This window comes from Pseudomonas sp. QD4 (assembly GCF_049199125.1).
Taxonomy (GTDB): Bacteria; Pseudomonadota; Gammaproteobacteria; order Pseudomonadales; family Pseudomonadaceae; genus Aquipseudomonas.
This window is the reverse complement of record NZ_JBLZOM010000001.1, coordinates 1,031,950-1,051,968: the sequence shown is the minus strand read 5'-3', so window position 1 is coordinate 1,051,968 and position 20,019 is coordinate 1,031,950. Positions and strand designations below refer to the sequence as shown.

The 20,019-nt window shown below is 65.9% G+C and carries 13 protein-coding genes; 2 read left to right on the top strand and 11 right to left on the bottom strand.

What is annotated here, in order from left to right; translation table 11 throughout:
• The first annotated feature begins 44 nt into the window (after window positions 1-44).
• Both treS and glgB read left to right on the top strand, forming a co-directional pair.
• Entirely contained in the window at window positions 45-3,392 is a 3,348-nt protein-coding gene (treS, locus tag ACOZJV_RS04680; protein ID WP_421546960.1) for a maltose alpha-D-glucosyltransferase, read from the top strand.
• On the top strand, window positions 3,389-5,620 hold the full coding sequence (glgB, locus tag ACOZJV_RS04675) for a 1,4-alpha-glucan branching protein GlgB (RefSeq protein ID WP_421546959.1): 2,232 nt from the start codon (window positions 3,389-3,391) through the stop codon (window positions 5,618-5,620). Before treS ends, glgB begins: the two co-directional genes overlap by 4 nt.
• A 169-nt stretch (window positions 5,621-5,789) precedes the next feature.
• On the opposite strand, the gene ACOZJV_RS04670 is transcribed toward glgB, so the two are convergent.
• The 11 genes from ACOZJV_RS04670 to treZ all read right to left on the bottom strand — a co-directional run bounded on the left by ACOZJV_RS04670 (window position 5,790) and on the right by treZ (window position 20,018).
• Window positions 5,790-6,590 carry an endonuclease/exonuclease/phosphatase family protein gene (locus ACOZJV_RS04670; RefSeq protein WP_421546958.1) on the bottom strand — a complete coding sequence of 267 codons (801 nt, stop codon included), beginning with the start codon at window positions 6,588-6,590 and terminating at the stop codon, window positions 5,790-5,792.
• An 89-nt stretch (window positions 6,591-6,679) separates the two neighbouring features.
• Window positions 6,680-7,438 (bottom strand): PIG-L deacetylase family protein, encoded by a 759-nt coding sequence (locus ACOZJV_RS04665; protein ID WP_201130798.1) that lies wholly within the window; start codon window positions 7,436-7,438, stop codon window positions 6,680-6,682.
• A 283-nt stretch (window positions 7,439-7,721) separates the two neighbouring features.
• Window positions 7,722-8,381: a glycosyltransferase gene (locus tag ACOZJV_RS04660; protein ID WP_078472126.1), complete on the bottom strand. Its 660-nt coding sequence runs from the start codon at window positions 8,379-8,381 to the stop codon at window positions 7,722-7,724.
• Window positions 8,378-8,977, bottom strand: a complete 600-nt coding sequence (locus ACOZJV_RS04655; protein WP_421546957.1) for an SAM-dependent methyltransferase — start codon at window positions 8,975-8,977, stop codon at window positions 8,378-8,380. Before ACOZJV_RS04655 ends, ACOZJV_RS04660 begins: the two co-directional genes overlap by 4 nt.
• Window positions 8,974-9,732, bottom strand: a complete 759-nt coding sequence (locus ACOZJV_RS04650) for a PIG-L deacetylase family protein (protein ID WP_421546956.1) — start codon at window positions 9,730-9,732, stop codon at window positions 8,974-8,976. The genes ACOZJV_RS04655 and ACOZJV_RS04650 overlap by 4 nt, the downstream gene beginning before the upstream one ends.
• Window positions 9,729-10,727 (bottom strand): acyl-CoA dehydrogenase, encoded by a 999-nt coding sequence (locus ACOZJV_RS04645; RefSeq protein WP_421547581.1) that lies wholly within the window; start codon window positions 10,725-10,727, stop codon window positions 9,729-9,731. The genes ACOZJV_RS04650 and ACOZJV_RS04645 overlap by 4 nt, the downstream gene beginning before the upstream one ends.
• 1 nt (window position 10,728) lies before the next feature.
• Window positions 10,729-12,891: a glycogen debranching protein GlgX gene (glgX, locus tag ACOZJV_RS04640; RefSeq protein ID WP_078472130.1), complete on the bottom strand. Its 2,163-nt coding sequence runs from the start codon at window positions 12,889-12,891 to the stop codon at window positions 10,729-10,731.
• 145 nt (window positions 12,892-13,036) lie between these two features.
• A complete protein-coding gene (locus ACOZJV_RS04635) occupies window positions 13,037-13,339 on the bottom strand; it encodes a DUF2934 domain-containing protein (RefSeq protein ID WP_421546955.1) in 303 nt (100 codons plus the stop codon).
• 21 nt (window positions 13,340-13,360) lie between these two features.
• The gene (locus tag ACOZJV_RS04630; protein ID WP_421546954.1) at window positions 13,361-16,147 is read right to left on the bottom strand and encodes a malto-oligosyltrehalose synthase; all 2,787 of its coding nucleotides are present in this window, start codon (window positions 16,145-16,147) and stop codon (window positions 13,361-13,363) included.
• On the bottom strand, window positions 16,144-18,225 hold the full coding sequence (gene malQ, locus ACOZJV_RS04625; protein ID WP_421546953.1) for a 4-alpha-glucanotransferase: 2,082 nt from the start codon (window positions 18,223-18,225) through the stop codon (window positions 16,144-16,146). The genes ACOZJV_RS04630 and malQ overlap by 4 nt, the downstream gene beginning before the upstream one ends.
• Entirely contained in the window at window positions 18,222-20,018 is a 1,797-nt protein-coding gene (gene treZ / locus ACOZJV_RS04620; RefSeq protein ID WP_421546952.1) for a malto-oligosyltrehalose trehalohydrolase, read from the bottom strand. The genes malQ and treZ overlap by 4 nt, the downstream gene beginning before the upstream one ends.
• Window position 20,019: the final 1 nt, after the last annotated feature.

Here is a 20,019-nt window from a genome sequence, read left to right as displayed (position 1 = left end):
CCTTCGCGCAGTATCCGGACCCATCACATTTTCAGGAGTTTCCAATGGCGAAGAAGCCCAGACCAGCCACCTTTATCAATGACCCGCTCTGGTACAAGGACGCGGTGATTTACCAAGTGCACGTGAAGTCCTATTTCGACTCCAACAACGATGGCGTCGGTGACTTCCCGGGCCTGATCGCCAAGCTCGACTACATCAAGGAGCTGGGGGTCAACACCATCTGGCTGCTGCCGTTCTACCCGTCGCCGCGCCGCGACGACGGCTATGACATCGCCGAATACCGTGGGGTCAGCGCCGACTACGGGACCATGGCCGACGCCAAGCGTTTTATCGCTGAGGCCCACAAGCGCGGGCTGCGGGTGATTACCGAGCTGGTGATCAACCACACTTCGGACCAGCACCCCTGGTTCCAGCGTGCACGCAAGGCCAAGAAGGGCTCCAAGGCCCGGGACTTCTACGTCTGGTCCGATGACGATCAGAAGTACGACGGCACGCGGATCATCTTCCTCGACACCGAAAAATCCAACTGGACCTGGGACCCGGTCGCCGGCCAGTACTTCTGGCACCGCTTCTATTCCCACCAGCCGGACCTCAACTTCGACAACCCGCAGGTGATGAAGGCGGTGCTGTCGGTGATGCGCTATTGGCTGGACATGGGCATCGACGGCCTGCGCCTGGACGCCATCCCCTATCTGATCGAGCGCGACGGCACCAATAACGAAAACCTGCCGGAGACCCACGTGGTCCTCAAGCAGATCCGCGCCGAGATCGACGCCAATTACCCGGACCGCATGCTCCTCGCCGAAGCCAACCAATGGCCCGAAGACACCCAGCTGTATTTCGGCGATGTGAAGGGTGACAACGGCGATGAGTGCCACATGGCTTTTCACTTCCCGCTGATGCCGCGCATGTACATGGCCCTGGCCCAGGAAGATCGCTTCCCGATCACCGACATCCTGCGCCAGACCCCGGAGATTCCCGCCAACTGCCAGTGGGCGATCTTCCTGCGCAACCACGATGAGCTGACCCTGGAGATGGTCACCGACAAGGAACGCGACTACCTGTGGAACTACTACGCCGCCGACCGGCGTGCGCGGATCAACCTGGGTATCCGCCGGCGCCTGGCGCCGCTGATGGAGCGCGATCGTCGGCGCATCGAACTGCTCAACAGCCTCCTGCTGTCGATGCCGGGCACACCGACCCTGTATTACGGCGATGAGATCGGCATGGGCGACAACATTTACCTCGGCGACCGCGATGGCGTGCGCACGCCCATGCAATGGTCCATCGACCGCAACGGCGGCTTCTCCCGCGCCGACCCGGCCAGCCTGGTGCTGCCGGCGATCCAGGATCCGCTGTATGGCTATCAGTCGGTCAACGTCGAGACCCAGGCCGGCGATCCACACTCGCTGCTCAACTGGACCCGGCGCATGCTGGCGGTGCGCAAGCAGTCCAAGGCCTTTGGCCGGGGCAGCTTGAAGATGCTGTCGCCGAGCAACCGGCGGATTCTGGCCTACACCCGTGAATACACCGGGGTCGATGGCAAGCACGAAATCATCCTCTGCGTGGCCAACGTCTCGCGCAGTGCCCAGGCCGCGGAGCTGGACCTCTCGGCGTTCGCCGGCATGGTTCCGGTGGAGATGCTGGGGGGTAACGCCTTCCCACCCATCGGCCAGCTGAATTTCCTGCTGACCCTGCCGCCGTACGGTTTCTACTGGTTCGTGCTGGCGGCGGAAAACCAGATGCCGAGCTGGCACGTGGAGCCGGCGCAAAGCCTGCCTGACTTCAACACCCTGGTCCTGAAAAAACGCCTCGAAGAATTGCTCGAAGAACCGGCACGCACCACCCTGGAGCACACGGCGCTGCCGACCTGGCTGCCCAAGCGGCGCTGGTTCGCCGGCAAGGACAGTGCGATCGAAGGAGTGCGTATCGCCTATGGCGTGCGCTTTGGCGATCCGCAGCATCCGGTGCTGTTCAGCGAGCTGGAGGTCACCAGTGGCGGCCAGGTCGGGCGTTATCTGCTGCCTTTCGGCCTGCTGGGCGAAGACCAGTTCGGCGCGGCCTTGCCCCAGCAACTGGCCCTGGCCCGTGTGCGCCGGGGGCGCCAGGTCGGCCTGATCACCGATGCCTTCGCCCTCGACAGTTTTGTGCGCAACGTGCTGCTGGCACTGCAAGCCAATACGGTGCTGATTTCGACCCAGGGCGAGATTCGCTTCGAGGCCACCGAGCTGCTGGCGGGCCTGGGCCTGAATGCCGAGTCCGAGGTGCGCTACCTGTCGGCGGAGCAGTCCAACAGCTCGGTCGCGGTCGGAGGCAGCCTGGTGCTCAAGCTGATCCGCAAGGTCGCCGCGGGGGTGCACCCGGAACTGGAAATGGGCGCCTACCTGACGGCCGCCGGCTTCGCCCATATTTCACCCTTGCTGGGTTCGGTGATCCGCCGGGACGAGCAGGGCCAGGACAATCTGCTGATGATTGCCCAGGGCTACCTGAGCAATCAGGGCGATGCCTGGGAGTGGACGCAGAACAACCTGGAGCGGGCGATCCGCGATGAGATGGCCGAGGTGATTTCCGAGCAGCAACAGCACTACAACGCCCTCGGTGAACTGCAGGACTTTGCCGGCATGCTCGGCCAGCGCCTGGGCGAAATGCACCAGGTGCTCGCGGCGCCCAGCGACAACCCGGACTTTGCCCCGCTCAAGAGCACGGCCAAGGACGCCCAGGCCTGGGGCAAGCAGATCAGCGCCCAGCTCGAGCGGGCCCTGCAATTGCTCAAGCAGCATGAAAATAACCTGGAACCTGCCGATCGGCAGCGGGTCAGTCAATTGCTGCAAGGTAAGAAGGCGATCCTGGCCTATGTGCAAACCCTGGCCAAGCAGGCCATCGGCGGTTTGCGCATCCGGGTTCATGGCGACCTGCACCTGGGACAGGTGCTGGTGATCAAGGGCGATGCCTACCTGATCGACTTCGAAGGCGAGCCGGCGCGGCCGCTGGAAGAACGCCGCGGCAAGCACAGCCCGTACAAGGATGTGAGCGGCGTCCTGCGTTCGCTCGACTACGCGGCGGCGATGGCGCTGAATGTGCAAGGGGTGGATAGCTCGGAGCAAGCCCTGGCCAGCCGGCAACGGGTGACCGAACGCTACCTGGCCCAGGCGCGCGAAGCGTTTGTCGAGGCCTATCGGCTGGCAACGGCTAATCTTGCTCATGCCTGGCAGGACAGCGCCGGTGAAGAGGCCTCGCTGTTGTTGTTCGGGCTGGAGAAAGCCGCCTATGAAGTGGCCTATGAGGCCGAGAATCGTCCCGGCTGGTTGGCCGTGCCGTTACGCGGCCTGGTCGGGCTGTTGAGTGCAGTGCAACCCTTTTCCGATACAGCGAGTAGTGGAGAGCAGTCATGAGTTTCTCGAACAAGGAACAGGGTCGGACCGAAGCGGTGTTGCTCCCCAGTGCGAAAGACATCGAAGCGCTGGTGCGCGCCGAACACCATGATCCATTTTCCATTCTCGGCCCCCACGATGACGGGGCCGGTGGGCAGTTTATCCGCGCGTTCCTGCCGGATGCCCTGAGTGTGCAGGTGCTGGCCCGGGACGGCGGCGAAGTCCTCGGCAGCCTGGAGACCGGCCCGGTGCCGGGGCTGTTTCTCGGGCACTTCGCCCAGGCCCGGGATTACCTGCTGCGTATCCAGTGGGCCGGTGGCGAGCAGGTCAGCGAAGACCCCTACAGCTTCGGTCCGCTATTGGGGGAAATGGACCTGTACCTGTTCGCCGAAGGCAACCACCGCGACCTCAGTTCGTGCCTGGGCGCGCAGTTGAAAACCGTGGACGGCATCGATGGCGTGCGCTTCTCGGTCTGGGCGCCGAATGCGCGGCGGGTGTCGGTGGTGGGTGATTTCAATATCTGGGACGGGCGCCGGCATCCCATGCGCCTGCGCCATCCGTCCGGGGTCTGGGAGTTGTTTATCCCGCGCCTGCAGCCGGGCGAGGCCTACAAGTACGAGATCCTCGGCGCCGACGCGATCCTGCCGCTCAAGGCCGACCCCATGGCCCTGGCCACCCAGCTGCCGCCGGACACCGCGTCCCGGGTCGCCGCGCCGCTGAGCATCGATTGGCAGGACGGCGAGTGGATGCAGGCCCGTGGCGAGCGCCAGCGGCCTGACGCGCCCTTGTCGATCTATGAGCTGCACATCGGCTCCTGGCAATGCGAGGTCAACGACCTGGGGGAAGTCGCCCGCCAATACAACTGGCATGAACTGGCTGAGCGGGTGATCCCCTATGTCCAGGACCTGGGCTTTACCCATATCGAGCTGATGCCGATCATGGAGCACCCCTTTGGCGGCTCCTGGGGTTATCAGCCGCTGTCGCAGTTCGCCCCCAGCGCACGCTACGGTTCGCCGGATGATTTCGCGGCCTTCGTCAACGCCTGCCACCAGGCCAATATCGGGGTCATCCTCGACTGGGTGCCGGCGCATTTCCCGACCGATGCCCATGGCCTGGCGCAATTCGACGGCACCGCGCTGTACGAATACGGCAACCCCCTGGAAGGCTTTCACCAGGATTGGGACACCCTGATCTACAACCTGGGGCGCACCGAAGTCCACGGCTTCATGCTGGCTTCGGCGTTGCACTGGCTCAAGCATTTCCACATCGACGGCCTGCGGGTCGATGCCGTGGCCTCGATGCTCTACCGCGACTATTCGCGCAAGGCCGGCGAGTGGGTGCCGAACCGTCACGGCGGCCGGGAAAACCTGGAGGCGATCGACTTCCTGCGCCACCTCAATGACGTGGTGGCCCTGGAAGCGCCGGGCGCTTTGGTGATTGCCGAAGAGTCCACCGCCTGGCCCGGGGTCAGCCAGAGTACCCAGCAGGGCGGCCTGGGGTTTGCCTACAAGTGGAACATGGGCTGGATGCACGACTCCCTGCATTACATCCAGCAGGACCCGGTGTACCGCGCCCACCACCACAACGAGCTGAGTTTTGGCCTGGTGTATGCCTGGTCCGAGCGGTTTATCCTGCCGATCTCCCACGATGAAGTGGTGCACGGCAAGCATTCGCTGATCGACAAGATGCCGGGCGACCGCTGGCAGAAATTCGCCAACCTGCGGGCTTACCTGAGTTTCATGTGGGCCCATCCGGGCAAGAAGCTGCTGTTCATGGGCTGCGAGTTCGGCCAGTGGCGCGAGTGGAACCACGATCAGCAACTGGACTGGTACCTGCTGCAATATCCGGAGCACCGTGGGGTGCAGAAGCTGGTGGGCGACCTCAACCGCCTGTACTGCCAGGAGCCGGCGCTGCACGACCAGGACGATGCACCCCAGGGCTTCCAGTGGCTGATTGGTGATGACGCGATCAACAGCGTGTATGCCTGGTTGCGCTGGAGCAAGGACGGCAAGCCGTTGCTGGTGGTGGCCAACTTTACCCCGGTGCCGCGTCAGGCCTACCGCATCGGCGTGCCGTTCGCCGGGCGTTGGAGCGAAGTGCTCAACAGCGATGCCGAGACCTACGCCGGCTCCAACTACGGCAACTCCGGCGGCGCCTTCACCGAAGACGTCGCCAGCCATGGCCAGGCGCTGTCCCTGGTGCTCAACCTGCCGCCGTTGGCCGTCCTCATCCTGCGCCCCGAAGCCTGACCGTCGTCGCAGCCTCGCGCAGCGGTAGCCGCTGCCGCAGGCTGCGCCGGCCGTCATGGATACGGAGATAGTCCAGACCTGCCTCGGCGTCCATCAGGGCCAGCGCAGCCTCGCGGAGCTAGGCAGCGGCTACAGGGTTGCAGCGGCTACCCGCTGGCCGTCATGGCGTTCAGAGGTGGATTTCGACGGACAGGGGCAGGTGGTCCGAGAGGTGAGTCCAGGGTCGGTTGCCGAGGATTTTCGGTTCATGGCTGCTGGCGTTGCGCAGGTAGACCCGGTCCAGGCGCAGCAGGGGAAAGCGCGCCGGGTAGGTCTTGGCCGGGCGGCCGTTGTGGCGTTCGAAGGCTTCGTGCAGGTCGGCGCGTTTGGCCAGGGTGGCGTTGCCGTGCAACTGCCAGTCGTTGAAGTCGCCGGCGATGATCACCGGTGCATCTTCCGGCAGGGATTCGAGCAATTGGCAGAGCAGGGCCAGTTGCAGTTGCCTGTGGCTCTCCAGCAGGCTCAGGTGCACACAGATGGCATGCACCTCGGCGTGCCCCGGCACCTCCAGCACACAGTGCAGCAGGCCACGGCGCTCGGGGCCGGTGATCGACACATCGAGGTTGCGAAACTGCCGGATCGGGTACTTGGACAGTAACGCATTGCCGTGATGGCCATCGGGGTAGACCGCATTGCGCCCGTAGGCGAAGTCGCTCCACATGCTGTCGGCAAGAAACTCGTACTGCGATTGCTGCGGCCAGTTTTCATGGCGCGACGCGTGCCGGTCATGTTCGCCCAGCACTTCTTGCAGAAACACCAGGTCGGCACCGGTGCTGCGTACCGCCTCGCGCAGTTCCGGCAGGATGAAGCGGCGGTTGAAGGCGGTGAAGCCTTTGTGGGTGTTGACCGTCAGGATCCGCAACCGGTGGATCGCAGGGGCCCGGTCCTGGGGGGCGGACTCAATGGGGCGCCCGGGGGGATGACTGCTCACGCTCACTCCTTTTGATCAGTGCCAGTTACTTATGCGACTGATAGCGCGCCCGTCAGTTCAGGTTTTTCATGGGTTGCCTGGCCCCGTGGCTACATCAGAATGATCTCGTAGGGCTGGCGCAGGCGCTCCAGCAGCACCGCCGACAGTGCCGGAGCCAGGCCGATCTTCGGGTCGCCCTGCAACTGGCTGGCATAGGCGTGGGCGGCATGCCGCTTGCGGGCCACGGTCCAGGTGTCCAGGCGCAGCTTGCGCGCGCGCGGCCAGGGGATCTGGTACTCATCGCGCAGGGCCCGGTGCCAGACCCCGACCGGCAATTCAAAGTGACGTGCCCCGACCTGGGCTGCGGCCTTGGCGGTGGCACGGCCGACGGCTTCGTGATCGGGCGGGCCGTCTTCGCACCAGGTGCTGAACACCACGTCGTCGTGGCGCAGGTAGCGGCTGATGAACTGGCTGAGCTGATGCTCGCGGGCGGCGAGGGCGTTATCGGTAAAGCCGCCGCGGATCCACTTCAGGCTGTGCAGGGGCAGGCCCAGGCGCCTCAGGGCCTCGGCGCTTTCCTGGGGACGGAACACGCTCAGGCGGCGCTCCGACCACAGTTCCGAGCCCGGGTGGCTGGCGCTGCCATCGGTGACGGAAATCAACTGCAAAGGGTGCCCGTGGTGCGCCAGCACTTGCAGCAGGCCGCCGCTGGCGATGACTTCATCCCCCGGGTGCGGGGCGACGACCACGGCCCGGGCGCCGGCGGGCACCAGGCTGGCGAGGTGAATCGGCGGCACGTCGACCAGTTGCCGCGTACCGTTCCAGATCTGGTTCGGCCAGTGGTTTTCTATAACGGGTATGGATTTCATCGGTGTCACATCCCTGTTCCTGGCAGTCTGCGGCAGCACATCTGGCGCTGGCCGGCAGCCTTGGGTTCGCACGCACGCCAATGTGTCGACGACAGTTTGGCGTGAAGTACCGGCGCTCCAGACCTTGGATTGCCGTATTTGCGCGGGGGCAATCATACACAGCCCGCTCGCGCCTACGCAGCGCCGTGGCGGTTTTTTCTCCGGCACGGCATGCGGTTTTCACCATAGTCGGTAAATCCGCGGTGTGCAGGCCGGCCTGACGGGCGACCGCCACCGGCCTGGGTCAGGCCGGTGCCACCAGGCTTTTCAGGTAATCGCCGAAGCCGCCACGGGCGCGGCTGTCGAGGCGGGCGCTGGTGATGACCTGCGGTCGATGGCTCCAGGCGATGCTGGCACCGCAGCGCTCCAGCTGGCGCACCAGTTGCACGTCTTCATCGCAGGCCAGGGGTTCGAAGCCCCCGGCGCGGCGGTAGGCCTCGGCACTGATGCCCAGGTTGGCGCCGTGGATATGCCGATGATCGTCACGGGCCTGATAGGCCTGGTGATAACGGATCTGCGCCTGGGAGTCGAAGCCCTGGCTCCAGACGTCGACAGTCACGGTGCCGCACACCGCGTCGGTACCCAGGGCCAGTTGCGCCACCAGCCAGTCGGGGGCGACCCGGCTGTCGGCGTCGGTGCAGGAGATCCAGCGCGCACCCTGTTCCAGCAGGCGATGGGCACCCGCCGCCCGGGCCTGGCCGACGTTTCGGGCACTGAGCGCCAGGCTCTGCACCGGGTGCTCGCCGACGATCTGCGCCGAGTTGTCGCTGCAACTGTCGAGGACCACCAGGATCTGCACCGTTTCGCCGCCCAGGCTCGGGTGGCTGCCGGCATGCAGTGCGGCTTGCAGGCAGTGCTCCAGGTACTGCTCTTCGTTGTGGGCCGGAATCAGGATGCCGATCATCGCAGCCCCTCCAGGATGGCCACCGAATCCGCCTCGCGGCTCCAGAGGTCGAGCATGAAATCGGCCTCCTGATGCTCCAGCAGGCGCGGCAGTTGCAGCTGGCGGTGCAACTGGTCGTGAACCTGGCCGGCATCCAGTGGGCAGCCGGCGATGGGCGGGCGCCAGTGGCAGGCCAGCAACTGGCCGTCCGGGGTCAGGGAGCGCAGGGCCTGACGGATCAAGTGCGAGAGGTCGGCGGCGTCCAGGTAGTAGCCGATTTCGCTGAGCACGATCAGGTCGAAGCGCTGGTCCGGCCAGTCCCTGGGCAGCCGCCCCTGGAACACCTGGGCATGGGCAAAGGGCTGCAGGCGCTGTTCGGCCAGGCTCACCGCCGCCGCCGCGGTGTCGCAGCACAGCAGACGCTCGCAGCGGGTCGCCAGCTCGGCGCTGAGTTCGCCATTGGCGCAGCCCGGCTCGAAGACACTGCGGTAGCGTCGGCGCGGCAGACAGGCCAGGGTCAGGGCCCGCTTGCGCTGTTCGTACCAGCGTTCGCGAAACGACCAGGGATCGGCGCTCTGGGCGAACAGCTCATCGAAGTAGCGGTTGCCGACGCTCATACGAACACCACTTCAAAGGATTGCAGCAGGCGCTCGATGATATGGGGCGCCAGGACTGGCGGCAGGCCGATCTGCGGGTCGCCTTCCAACTGGCTGGCAAAGGCATGGATCGCGTGGCGCTTGCGGGCCACCAGCGAGGGCTCGAGCTGCAGTTTGCGCGCACGCTGCCAGGGTATCTGCTGGTCTTCGGGACCGGCCCAGTGCCAGGTCCACACCGGCAGTTCATGGAACGCCGCGCCCACCGCCCGCGCCGCTGCCGCACTGGCACGGCCCACCGCTTCATGGTCGCAGTGGCCGTCTTCGCGCCAGGTGCTGAACAGCACGTCGGTGGGCCGCAGGTAGCGCTGGATAAACGCCGTCAGGCGCGGCTCATCGGCGGCCACCTGGCTGTCGCTGAAACCGCCTCGCAGCCATTGCAGGCGGTGCAGGGGCAAGTCCAAGCGGCGCAGGGCCTCGGCCGATTCCTGAGGGCGTACCGCGCTCAGCCGCTCCACCGGCCAGCGCGCCGAACCGGGGTGGCTGGCGCTGCCGTCGGTGACCGAAATCAGCAGCAGCGGTCGACCACTGTTGGCCAAGAGTTGCAGCAGGCCGCCGCAACCGAGGATTTCATCATCCGGGTGCGGCGCGATGATCACTGCACGGTGCCCCGGGGGCACCAGTTCGTCGCAGCTGATCGATGCCAGTTGCGCCAGGTGCGTGGAGTTCTGCCACTGCTGCAACGGCGTGCCGTGGCCGACGATAGGGTTGGGTTTCATAGTTGCCATGCTCCTTCTGGCTGGTTGGCGACCTGTTCGCCCAAGGCGGCCAGGTCACGCTCGGCATGACTTTGGCGCAGGTACACCGGCAGGTCGGCCAGCAATTGGGCGAAGCGCCCGTCCTGGCAGTAGGGGCCGGCGCCCAGGGCCCGGCCGACGTGCTGCAGCACGCACTCGACGCTGGCCTCGGTCACTGCCCGGGCGCGACGTGCCAGCAGCGCGGCATCGGCTTTTGGCCCGTGGTCAATGGCCTGGGCGCTTTCCCGCAGGACGCTGGCGCTGGCCTGCAAGGCGCTGTCGACGGCGCCGAGATGGGCCAGGGCATGGGGTTCCTGGCGCGTGGCGCAGAGCTCAAGCAGGCGTTGGGCGATGGCGCGCGCCGCGCCATGCCAGCAGGCGGCGATACCGATGCCGCCCTGCCAGAAGCCGGGGCGCCGCAGGTAGTCGCCGGGGCCGCCGACCTGTTGCGCCTCGGCCTGGTCCAGGTTGACCACCAGGCTGGCGCTGCTGGCCATGCCCACTGCGTGCCAGCCCTCGGCGTCCAGGGTGACCCCGGGTTGTTGGAGCTCGACACACATCAACTGCTGCTGGCCGTCCGCATCCCAGGCGGTCAGCAGGCCATGACTGAGGACCGCCGCCCCGGAGCACCAGGCCTTGCTGCCCTGGAGCCGCCAGCCGTCGCCATGGCGCCGCACCTCGACCCGCGCCTGGGGCGGCTCGGCGGCCCAGGTGCCGAGGGTGGCGCCCGGCGGCGGGCTGGCGCCGAGTTCGGCGAAGATGGCCAGGGCATCGGTATGGCCTTCGTACAATTTGCACAGCCCCAGGTCGTGGCCACCGACCGCCGCCAACTGGCGCCAGCGTCGCAGGGTGGCGCCCTGGCCGGGCAGGGGCAGGCGGTCCAGACCGAGTTCGACCATCCGCCGCAACTGGCGGCCATGGTCCTCGGCGCTGGGGGCGCCTATAGGCAAGCCTTGCAGGTAACGCTCCAGGTCCATATCAGTCGTCATCCTCGCGTTGCAGTTCGAAAAACAGCAGCGAGCGGCCGGTCACCGAATACTCGTGGCCGAACTGGAAGCGTTCCTGGCCGCGTACCGCCGGCTGGTTGGTGTCGATCATGCACGTCCAGAACTCGCCCTGGGGCACTTCCGGCAGCCTGAAGTTGACGATGTCGTGGTGCGAATTGACCACCAGCAGCACCGTGGCATCGGCCCCCGGACGCAGGATCCCGGTTTCCTGGGCACGACCGTCGAGCAGCATGCCCAGACAGCGGCCATTGGCGTCCTGCCATTGCTCGGTACTCATTTCATTGCCATCCGGCGCCAGCCAGGTCACGTCCTTGACCCCGATGTCTTCGTTGTATTCGCCCACCAGGAATCGCCCGCGGCGCAGGATCGGGTAGGCCATGCGCAGCTTGATCAGGCGCTTGACGAACTTGAGCAGCGACTTGCCGTCATCATCCAGCTCCCAGTTGATCCAGCCGATCTCGCTGTCTTGGCAGTAGGCATTGTTGTTGCCGTGCTGGGTGCGGGCGAACTCGTCGCCGGCCACCAGCATCGGCGTGCCCTGGGCCAGCAGCAGGGTGGCGAAGAAGTTGCGCATCTGGCGCAGGCGCAGGGCATTGATTTCCGGGTCGTCACTGGGGCCTTCGACGCCGTGGTTCCAGGACAGGTTGTTGTTGCTGCCGTCCTGGTTGTTTTCGTCGTTGGCCTCGTTGTGCTTGTCGTTATAGGACACCAGGTCATGCAGGGTGAAACCGTCGTGAGCGGTGATGAAGTTGACCGAGGCGTACGGCCGGCGCCCGCGCTGGTTGAACATTTCGCCGGAGGCGGTCATGCGCCCGGCAAAGTCTGCCAGTTGACCGTCGTCGCCTTTCCAGAAGGCGCGCACGGTGTCGCGGAACTTGTCATTCCATTCGACCCAGCCCGGTGGGAAGCCGCCGACCTGATAGCCGCCAGGCCCGCAGTCCCAGGGCTCGGCGATCATTTTCACCTGGCGCAGCACCGGGTCCTGGCGGCAGGCGACGAGGAAGCTGTGGCGTTCGTCGAAGCCATCGTGGTAGCGGCCGAGGATGGTTGCCAGGTCGAAGCGGAAGCCATCGACGTGCATTTCCGTGGCCCAGTAGCGCAGCGAGTCGGTGACCATCTGCAATACGCAGGGGTGGCTCAGGTCCAGGGTGTTGCCGGTCCCGGAATCGTTGATGTAGAAGCGCTTGTCGTCGGGCATCAGGCGATAGTAGGAGGCGTTGTCGATGCCGCGCATGGACAGGGTCGGGCCTTGTTCGTTGCCCTCGGCGGTGTGGTTGTAGACCACGTCCAGGATCACTTCCAGATTGGCCTCGTGCAGGTGCGCGACCATCTCCTTGAACTCGGCGATCTTGCCGCTGGCCAGGTAGCGCGGGTCGGGAGCGAAGAAGGCGATGCTGTTGTAGCCCCAGTAGTTGGTCATGCCCTTGTGCAGCAGGTGCTGGTCATTGACGAAGGCGTGGATCGGCAGCAACTCCACCGACGACACCCCGAGCTTGCGGATGTGCTCCAGGACGTCATCCACCATCAACCCGGCGAAGGTGCCACGCACATTCTCGGGGACGGCAGGGTGGCGCATGGTGAAGCCGCGCACGTGGGTCTCGTAGATGATGGTCTTGTCCCAGGGCACGCTGACCCGCTGGTCGTTGCCCCAGGTGTGAGCCGGGTCGATGACCTTGCTCTTGGGCACGAAGGGCGCGCTGTCCCGTTCATCGAAGCTGAGGTCGGCGTCAGGGTGGCCGATGGTGTAGCCGAACAGCGCTTCGGACCACTTCAACTCGCCCACCAGTTGCTTGGCGTAGGGGTCGATCAGCAGCTTGTTGTGGTTGAAGCGGTGGCCGTTGGCCGGGTCGTAGGGGCCGTAGACCCGGTAGCCGTAGATCAGCCCCGGATGGGCGTCGGGCAGGTAGCCGTGGTAGATCTCGTCGGTGTATTCCGGCAGCTCGATGCGTTCGAGTTCGACTTCACCGGTGGCATCGAACAAGCACAGTTCAACCTTGGTGGCGTTCGCGGAAAACAGCGCGAAGTTGACACCCAGGCCATCCCAGGTCGCGCCCAGCGGAAAGGGCAAACCTTCGCGAATGCGCGAGGCTTCGGGTTCTGGCTGGGGCGCGGCGGATTTTTTTGGCGTGCTCATAGGTGCTCCTGCAAAGGGGTTACAAAACGGGCTGAGGGTTTTTTCCGGGCAAGCGATTCCCCTGTGGCGCTCAGGCACGCCACGCGTTCAAGACATTAAAAAAAAGGCCGGGCCCGGACTCGGATCCGGGCGCGGGAACCGGACGTCAGCTGGCCGGTGGTTTGCGGGTTGCGCGGGGCTTCTTCGGCGCCTCGGATTTTTCTCCGGGCGGGACCACCAGCGTGCTGGCAGCTGCCGGCTTGGCCTTGGGTTTGGCGGCGGGCTTTTGTGCGGGCTTGGCCGCCGGCTTGGCTTTGCTGGCCTTGGGTGGCTTGCTCGGGGCCAGGGCCTCGGCTTCGGCCAGCTTGCGTGCCATCTCCCAGTGACGGGCTTCCTGGCCCTCGGGCTGGCCTTCGGATTCCCAGATTTGATAGGCAAACTCGCGAATGCGTTTATCGTCTGTGCTCATCGCAATGCTCCTGAAACTGACTCAAGTTTGGATGAAGAGGTTGACCGGGAAATCCCGCAGTGCGGAACTGATTAGCAGGTCCTTGTGGTGTGTGACTGCACCCGTTGAAAAAAGTCCCTTCAGGTTTTGTTGTGGAGCGGCGAACGGTAGATGCACCTTCGTATCGCCCCAATCCAGCGCGTGGATTCTGGGTGTTGCGCTGCTATCCAGCAGCGTGGCGGCCAGCCTTGGCACCAGGATCACCGCCCATTGCCCGTGCAGTTCCCGGGCAAAGGCCAGCACCTGGTCGGCATGCTCGCCGCTGACCTGCAGCGGCTGGTAACGACCCCGGCGAAACAGCTCCGGGTACTGCGCACGACGTTGCAGGACCTGGGCGATCAATGCCTGTTTGATCTGCCCGTTGCGCCATTCCTGCAGCAGATGTTCCGGGTCGGCGGCGGCCTGCAGCGCCTGTTGCCGGGCACTGAAATCCACGGGCCGGCGGTTATCCGGATCCACCAGGCTGAAGTCCCAGAACTCATCACCCTGATACAGATCGGGCACTCCCGGTACGCTCATGCGCAGCAAGGATTGAGCCAGGCTGTTGAGGGCACCGGCCGGGGCGATGGCATGGGCCGCGTGGCAGATCGCCGTGCGCAGCGCCAGGCCTTCGGGCGCCAGCAGCAGCGCCCGCAGAAACTCGCCCATGGCCTGTTCGTAACCGTCGTTGGCGGCGGCCCAGCTGCTTTGCAGCTTGGCTTCGCGCAGGGCTTTTTCCTGCCATTGCCACAGGCGCTCGGCGTAGCGTTCGAGCCCGGCCTGATCGTCTGCGCGCAACTCCAGCGGCCAACTGCCGAGCAGGGCCTGGTACAGAATCAACTCGTCGCCGGCCGAGGGCGCCACCGGGTCGCGGCGCAGGGCCTGGGCCAGGCTGCGCCACTGCTCGACCTGTTCGACGTACCACGGCGCGCGCTCGCTGAGCACCGCCAGGCGGGCGCGGCTGTCTTCACCGCGTTTGTGGTCGTGGGTGGCAGTGGCCAGGAGGTTGTCGGGGAAGTCCCGCAGGCGCTCTGCGCATTGGCGATGGAAGTCGGCCGGGGGGGCGCTGAACTGTTCGGTGCTGAACCCCACGTCATTGCGCGACAGCAGCACCGCCGAGCGATAGAACGCGGTGTCTTCCACGGCCTTGGCTGCTGCCGGCGAGGTCAATTGCTGGAAGCGCACGCAGGCATGCTTGAGCAGTTTGCGCGAGCGCCCGGGCGGCAGCTGGCGCCAGCCCTGGCCACCGAGCCAGCGTTCCAGGTAGTCAAGTACTGGCCAGTCGGCTTCGCCCAGGGAGCTTCTGGCACCGTCCAGGGCCTGCTGGAAAAAAACCTGGTCCTGCGTCGAGCGCCCGCAGGCACTGATATAGGTGCGGTACACCGGGAAGTGCACGATCAGCTCCTGCAACGCCCGGCGAATTGCACCCAGGGTCAGGTCGCGGCTCATCACATCCTGCCGCGCCACTTGCAGCAGGGCCTGGGCCACGCTTTCAAAGTCACCGGCCAGTGAGCCGTTGAGGATCTGCTGGCGCGCCAGCCGTGCCTCGTCGATAAAAGCCGCCGGGCGCTCGCTGTGCCGGCTCCAGAGCTCGGCCAGTGGCGCCTGGCCCCGAGGGTCGTGTTGCAGCAGCGAGACCTGGTTCATGAACTCGTAACCGGTGCTGCCGTCGACCTTCCAGTCGCGGTGCAGGGTTTCGCCTTCGCCAAGGATCTTCTCCACGTAGATCGGCAAGTGCCGGCCCGGGCTCAGGGCATCGACCCGGCGCCGCAGCTTGCGGCAGTAGCCGCGCGGGTCGGCCAGGCCATCGATATGGTCGATGCGCAGGCCGTCCACCAGGCCCTGGCTGATCAGCTCGAAGATCTTGGCGTGGGTGGCTTCGAACACGGCGGGGCGCTCGACCCGCAAGCCCCCCAATTCGTTGACGTCGAAGAAGCGCCGCCAGTTGATGTCGTCGGCCGCCGTGCGCCAGCTGGCCAGGCGGTAGCTTTGCTGTTCCAGCAGCGCGTGCAGGCGGGCAAAGCCTTCGGTCTGACGGGCGTCGTACAGGGCCAGGGTGCGCTCGACGGCCTGATGGATGGCCGGGTCCGCCAGCAGTTCGCGCAGCGCCTGTTGCAAGGGGCGCGCCTGGGCATGGGCGTCGGGCCGGTAGCGCAGGGTGCTGAATTGATCGGCCAGGGCCTTGAGCGTCTCGGCCTGCTGGGTGCTCAACTGGGCGTCGGGTTTGAGCAGTTCGCCGTAGTCGCTGGGGCAGATCGGGAAGCGATGATCGTAGTGCTGGGCGTGGAACTCACCCTGCTCGGCGTCCAGTTGCAGCACCAGGCTGCCTTCCTGCAGGACCGTGCCGTAGTCATTGCCCAGGAACGGCAGCAGCAGTTGCCCCTCCATCAAGGGGTCGGGGGAGTGCCACTGAATATCGAAGAACTCGCCGTAGGGACTCAGGCGCCCCCATTGCAACAGGTCCAGCCACCAGGGGTTATCGGCGCCGCCGACGGCCATGTGGTTGGACACGATGTCCAGAATCAGGCCCATGCCGTGTTGCCGCAGGCTGGCCACCAGGCGCTTGAGGGCCGCTTCGCCGCCCAGTTCGGGGTTGACCCGGGTCGGATCGACCACGTCATAGCCGTGCATCGAGCCGGCCCGGGCGCACAGCAGCGGCGAGGCATAGACGTGGCTGATGCCCAGTTCGGCGAAATAGGGCACCAGCGGCACTGCGTCGTCCAGGGTGAAGCCTTTATGAAACTGCAGGCGCAGGCTGGCCCGCAGCAGGGGTTCGAACGCTGGGCTCATTGGTCACGCTCGACAGCCTGTTGCCGGGCGCAGGCCAGCAGTTCCAGGCGCCGCGCGGCATCCGGGTCGTCCAACAGCTCACGGGCCGGACGCGCCAGGCGCCGGCGCCAATTGGGGTGGCTGTCGGTGGTGCCGGGCAGGTTGGGCTGCTCGTCGACACCCAGGGCATCCTCCAGCGGCAACAGCACCAGGGGCGCGCGGGTATGGCCCAGAAAACGCACGCTGGCATCCACCACTTCATCGGCTTCGTGGGCGTGCTCGCGAAAACTCTGCGGGTCCTGGTCCAGGGCCTGACGCAGGCCGTTGCGCTCGTGCTGGCGATGCTCGCGCCAGTGGGTGGCGCCGTTTTCATCCACCAGGCCCAGGCGCAGGTTCCAGTCGATGTCGCGGCCATGCCACCAGCCATTGAGGGTGGGCAGGTCATGGGTGCTGGTGGTGGCCAGGGCGTTGTCGGGCCAGTCGAGGATGGGTTTGAAATGGCAGCCGTGGTCCTGCTCGAACAACAGTACCCGCATGCCGAGAATCGAGCGCGCCGCGAGTTTTTCCCGCAGGCCGTCGGCCACCGTGCCCAGGTCTTCGCCGAGGACGATTGCCTGGTGCCGATGGGATTCCAGGGTCAACAGGCGCAGCAGGTCGTCCACCGGGTAATACAGGTAGGCACCGTCGCTTGGCGGCGAGCCCAGGGGGATCACCCACAGCCGTTGCAGGCCCATCACATGGTCGATGCGCAAGCCGCCGGCATGGGCGAAGTTGGCCCGGAGCATTTCGATAAAGGCGTGGTAGCCGTTGCGCACCAGGCCCTCGGGGGAGAACGCCGAGATGCCCCAGCCCTGGCCCTGGCGGTTGAGAATGTCGGGGGGCGCGCCCACGGTCAGTTCTGCCAGCAACTCGTCCTGGCGACTCCAGGCCTGGCTGCCGCCACCGTCGGCACCCACCGCCAGGTCGGCGATCAGGCCGATGCCCATGCCGCTGCTGCGGGCCGCACTCTGGGCGCGGGCCAGGCCACGGTCGATGAGCCATTGGCAGAAGGCGTAGAAGCCGATTTCCCCGGCGTTTTCTTCGGCAAAGCGTGCCAGTTCAGGGCTGCGCGGGTTGCGCCAGGCCTCGGGCCAGTGGCGCCAATCGAGGCTTTCGCCACGGGCGCTGCGCTCCGCTTGCAGGGCTTCGAAGCGGCAGTGGTTTTCCAGGGCTTCGCCGCTGGCGTGGCGGAAACTGGCAAAGTCTTCGTGCAACGGGTGCTGCCCGCTGCCAAAGCTCCGGTACAGCTCGCGCAGCAGGGTCTGTTTGGTTTGCGCTGCCAGGGGCCAGTCGATCAGGGGTTGTTGTTCCAGCTGGTGCAGGGTCTCGCTAAGACCGCAGGCGTCGATCGCGCTCTGCCAGGCGTGCTCGCCGAGAATGCTCTCCGGCGCACAATACAGGCTGTTGAGAAACAGGCGGCTGGAGGGTGAATAGGGGCTGTAACGGCTGCTGTCGCTGCTGAACATGGCGTGCAGCGGGCTGATGGCCAGGGCATCGGCGCCGCGCTCGCCGGCGACCCGCGCCAGCTCTTCCAGGGTCTGGGTATCGCCGAAACCGCCATCTCCGGTGCGGCGCAACGAGTACAGCTGGACACTCAGGCCCCAAGCCCGGGGCGTCGGCTGGTCCACGGCATCGGCCACGCTGTGGCAGTGCTCGGGCGCCACGGCCAGGGTGAAGTGCTGGTCATCGATGCTCACGGCCTGGTAACCCACCGGCACCAGTCCGGGCAACACGGCGTCGGCGTCGAGTTTGAGGTTGAGGATCGAACCGTCTTCGAGGTGAATTTCACAGGGGCTGTGGGGCGCAAAATAGTGCGCCAGGTCCAGGCCCTGGCCGGCATCCGCGGTCAACAGCGGCGGCAGGTGCCGGGTCTGTTGCACCGCTTGCAGTTGCAGCAGGCTTTGTTCGATTTCCTCATCGGTGTCGGCGGGGTGGCCGAGGCCTTTGAGGACGGCGCGCAGTACGCGCGGTTCGACCCGCTGCGGACGGCCGTTGGCGTCGATCCAGTCGACGGCCAGGCCAGCTCGGCTGGCCAGTATTTCCAGGTGCGCATCGCTCATGGACGCTCTCCATCAAGGGGTGCGGAAGGGGGTACGGCGGTCAGGCTGACCCGCGCGCTGTAGCCGCCGAGGCGGCCGGGGTGCATGCAGGCCGGATCCTGGGCCGGGTATTGGAACAGTGGCCGGGCATCGTCGAGCGGGGGCAGGGCCACGCTGTCGGCGCCGAGGTTGAGGTCGATGCGCAGCAGGCTGCCGTCGCCCAAGCGCCAGCGGGCACTGACCGCGCCTTCGGCCAGGACTTCCGCGCCCAGGGCCAGGGCCCCCGGCAGCCGCGGGATGATGTACTGGTGGCGCAGGCCCAGCAGGTGCTGGTACAGGGCGCGGGTTGCCGCTCCCTGTTCCGGGCTGGCCTCGGGCCTTGAAGCGTGGAAGGTGGACGCCGCGTTGGGGTCGGGGATCCGTTCCCGTTGCTGCGGATCGGCGAACACGCTGAAGTCGGCGAATTCATTGCGTCGGCCTTCACGCACGGCGTCGGCCAATTCACCGTGGTGACTGGTGAAAAACAGGAATGGCTCGGTCGCCGCGTTTTCGTCGCCCATGAACAACAGCGGGATCATCGGCGACAGCAGCAGCAACACCGTGGCCGCCTCCAGGGCCTGGGGCGGCGCCAGGCGGTTCAGGCGTTCGCCAAAGGCGCGGTTGCCGACCTGATCGTGGTTTTGCAGAAACAGCACAAAGGCACTGGGCGGCAGATGGCCGCTGGGCTCGCCGCGAGCGTTGCCGTGGCGGGTGCGGTGGCCCTGGTAGACAAACCCCTGGCTCAGGCAGCGCGCCAGCTTGGCCGTGGGTTGTTCGGCAAAGTCGGCGTAATAGGCGTCGGTTTCACCGGTCAGCAGCACGTGCAGGGCGTTGTGCCCGTCGTCGTTCCACTGCGCATCGAAACCCTGTTCGAGGAGGCTGGCCTGGTTGAATTCGTTTTCCAGGTTGAGCCACACCTGCCGTCCCGGGGCGACCTGGCTGCGCACGCGACGCGCCAGCTCCTGGAGGAAGTCCGGGTTGTCGATGGCGTGCACCGCGTCCAGGCGCAGGCCGTCAAAGCGGTATTCGAGCAGCCACATCAGGGCATTGTCGATAAAGAAGTCGCGAACCTCGCGGCGGCGGAAGTCGATGGCCGCGCCCCAGGGGGTGTGTCGGTCTTCGCGAAAGAAGCGTTTGGCGTAATGGTGCAGGTAGTTGCCGTCGGGGCCGAAGTGGTTGTAGACCACGTCGAGGATCACCGCCAGGCCCAGGCCGTGGGCGCTGTCGATCAGGAACTTGAGGTCCTCTGGCGAACCATAGGAGGCTTGCGGCGCATAGGGCAGGACCCCGTCGTAGCCCCAGTTGCGGCTCCCCGGGAACTGCGCCAGCGGCATCAGTTCGATGGCGGTGATGCCCAGCCGCGCCAACTCAGGCAGCCGTTCTGCCACCGCGCGATACCCACCGAGCACCCCCACGTGCAGCTCGTAAATCACCGCCTGGTGCCAGGGCCGGCCCTGCCAGAGTGGGTGTTGCCACTCGTAGGCGAGGGGGTCGACCACCACGCTCGGCGAGCCGATGTCGCCGGCCTGGAAGCGGGAGGCCGGGTCAGGCACCTCCAGTTCGCCATCGATCTTGAACCGATAGTGACTGCCGGCCGGGCAGCGGGCCTGCAGCACATGCCAGCCCTCGGCCTGAGGCTGCATGGGCAGGGAACGCCCATCTTGCAATTCAACCTTTACTTCATGTGCATCAGGCGCCCACAAGGCGAAGCGGGTATGTTCCGCATCCAGCATGATCGCGCCGTGGGGCCAGGTTTCCAGAGTCCTTGACGGCATC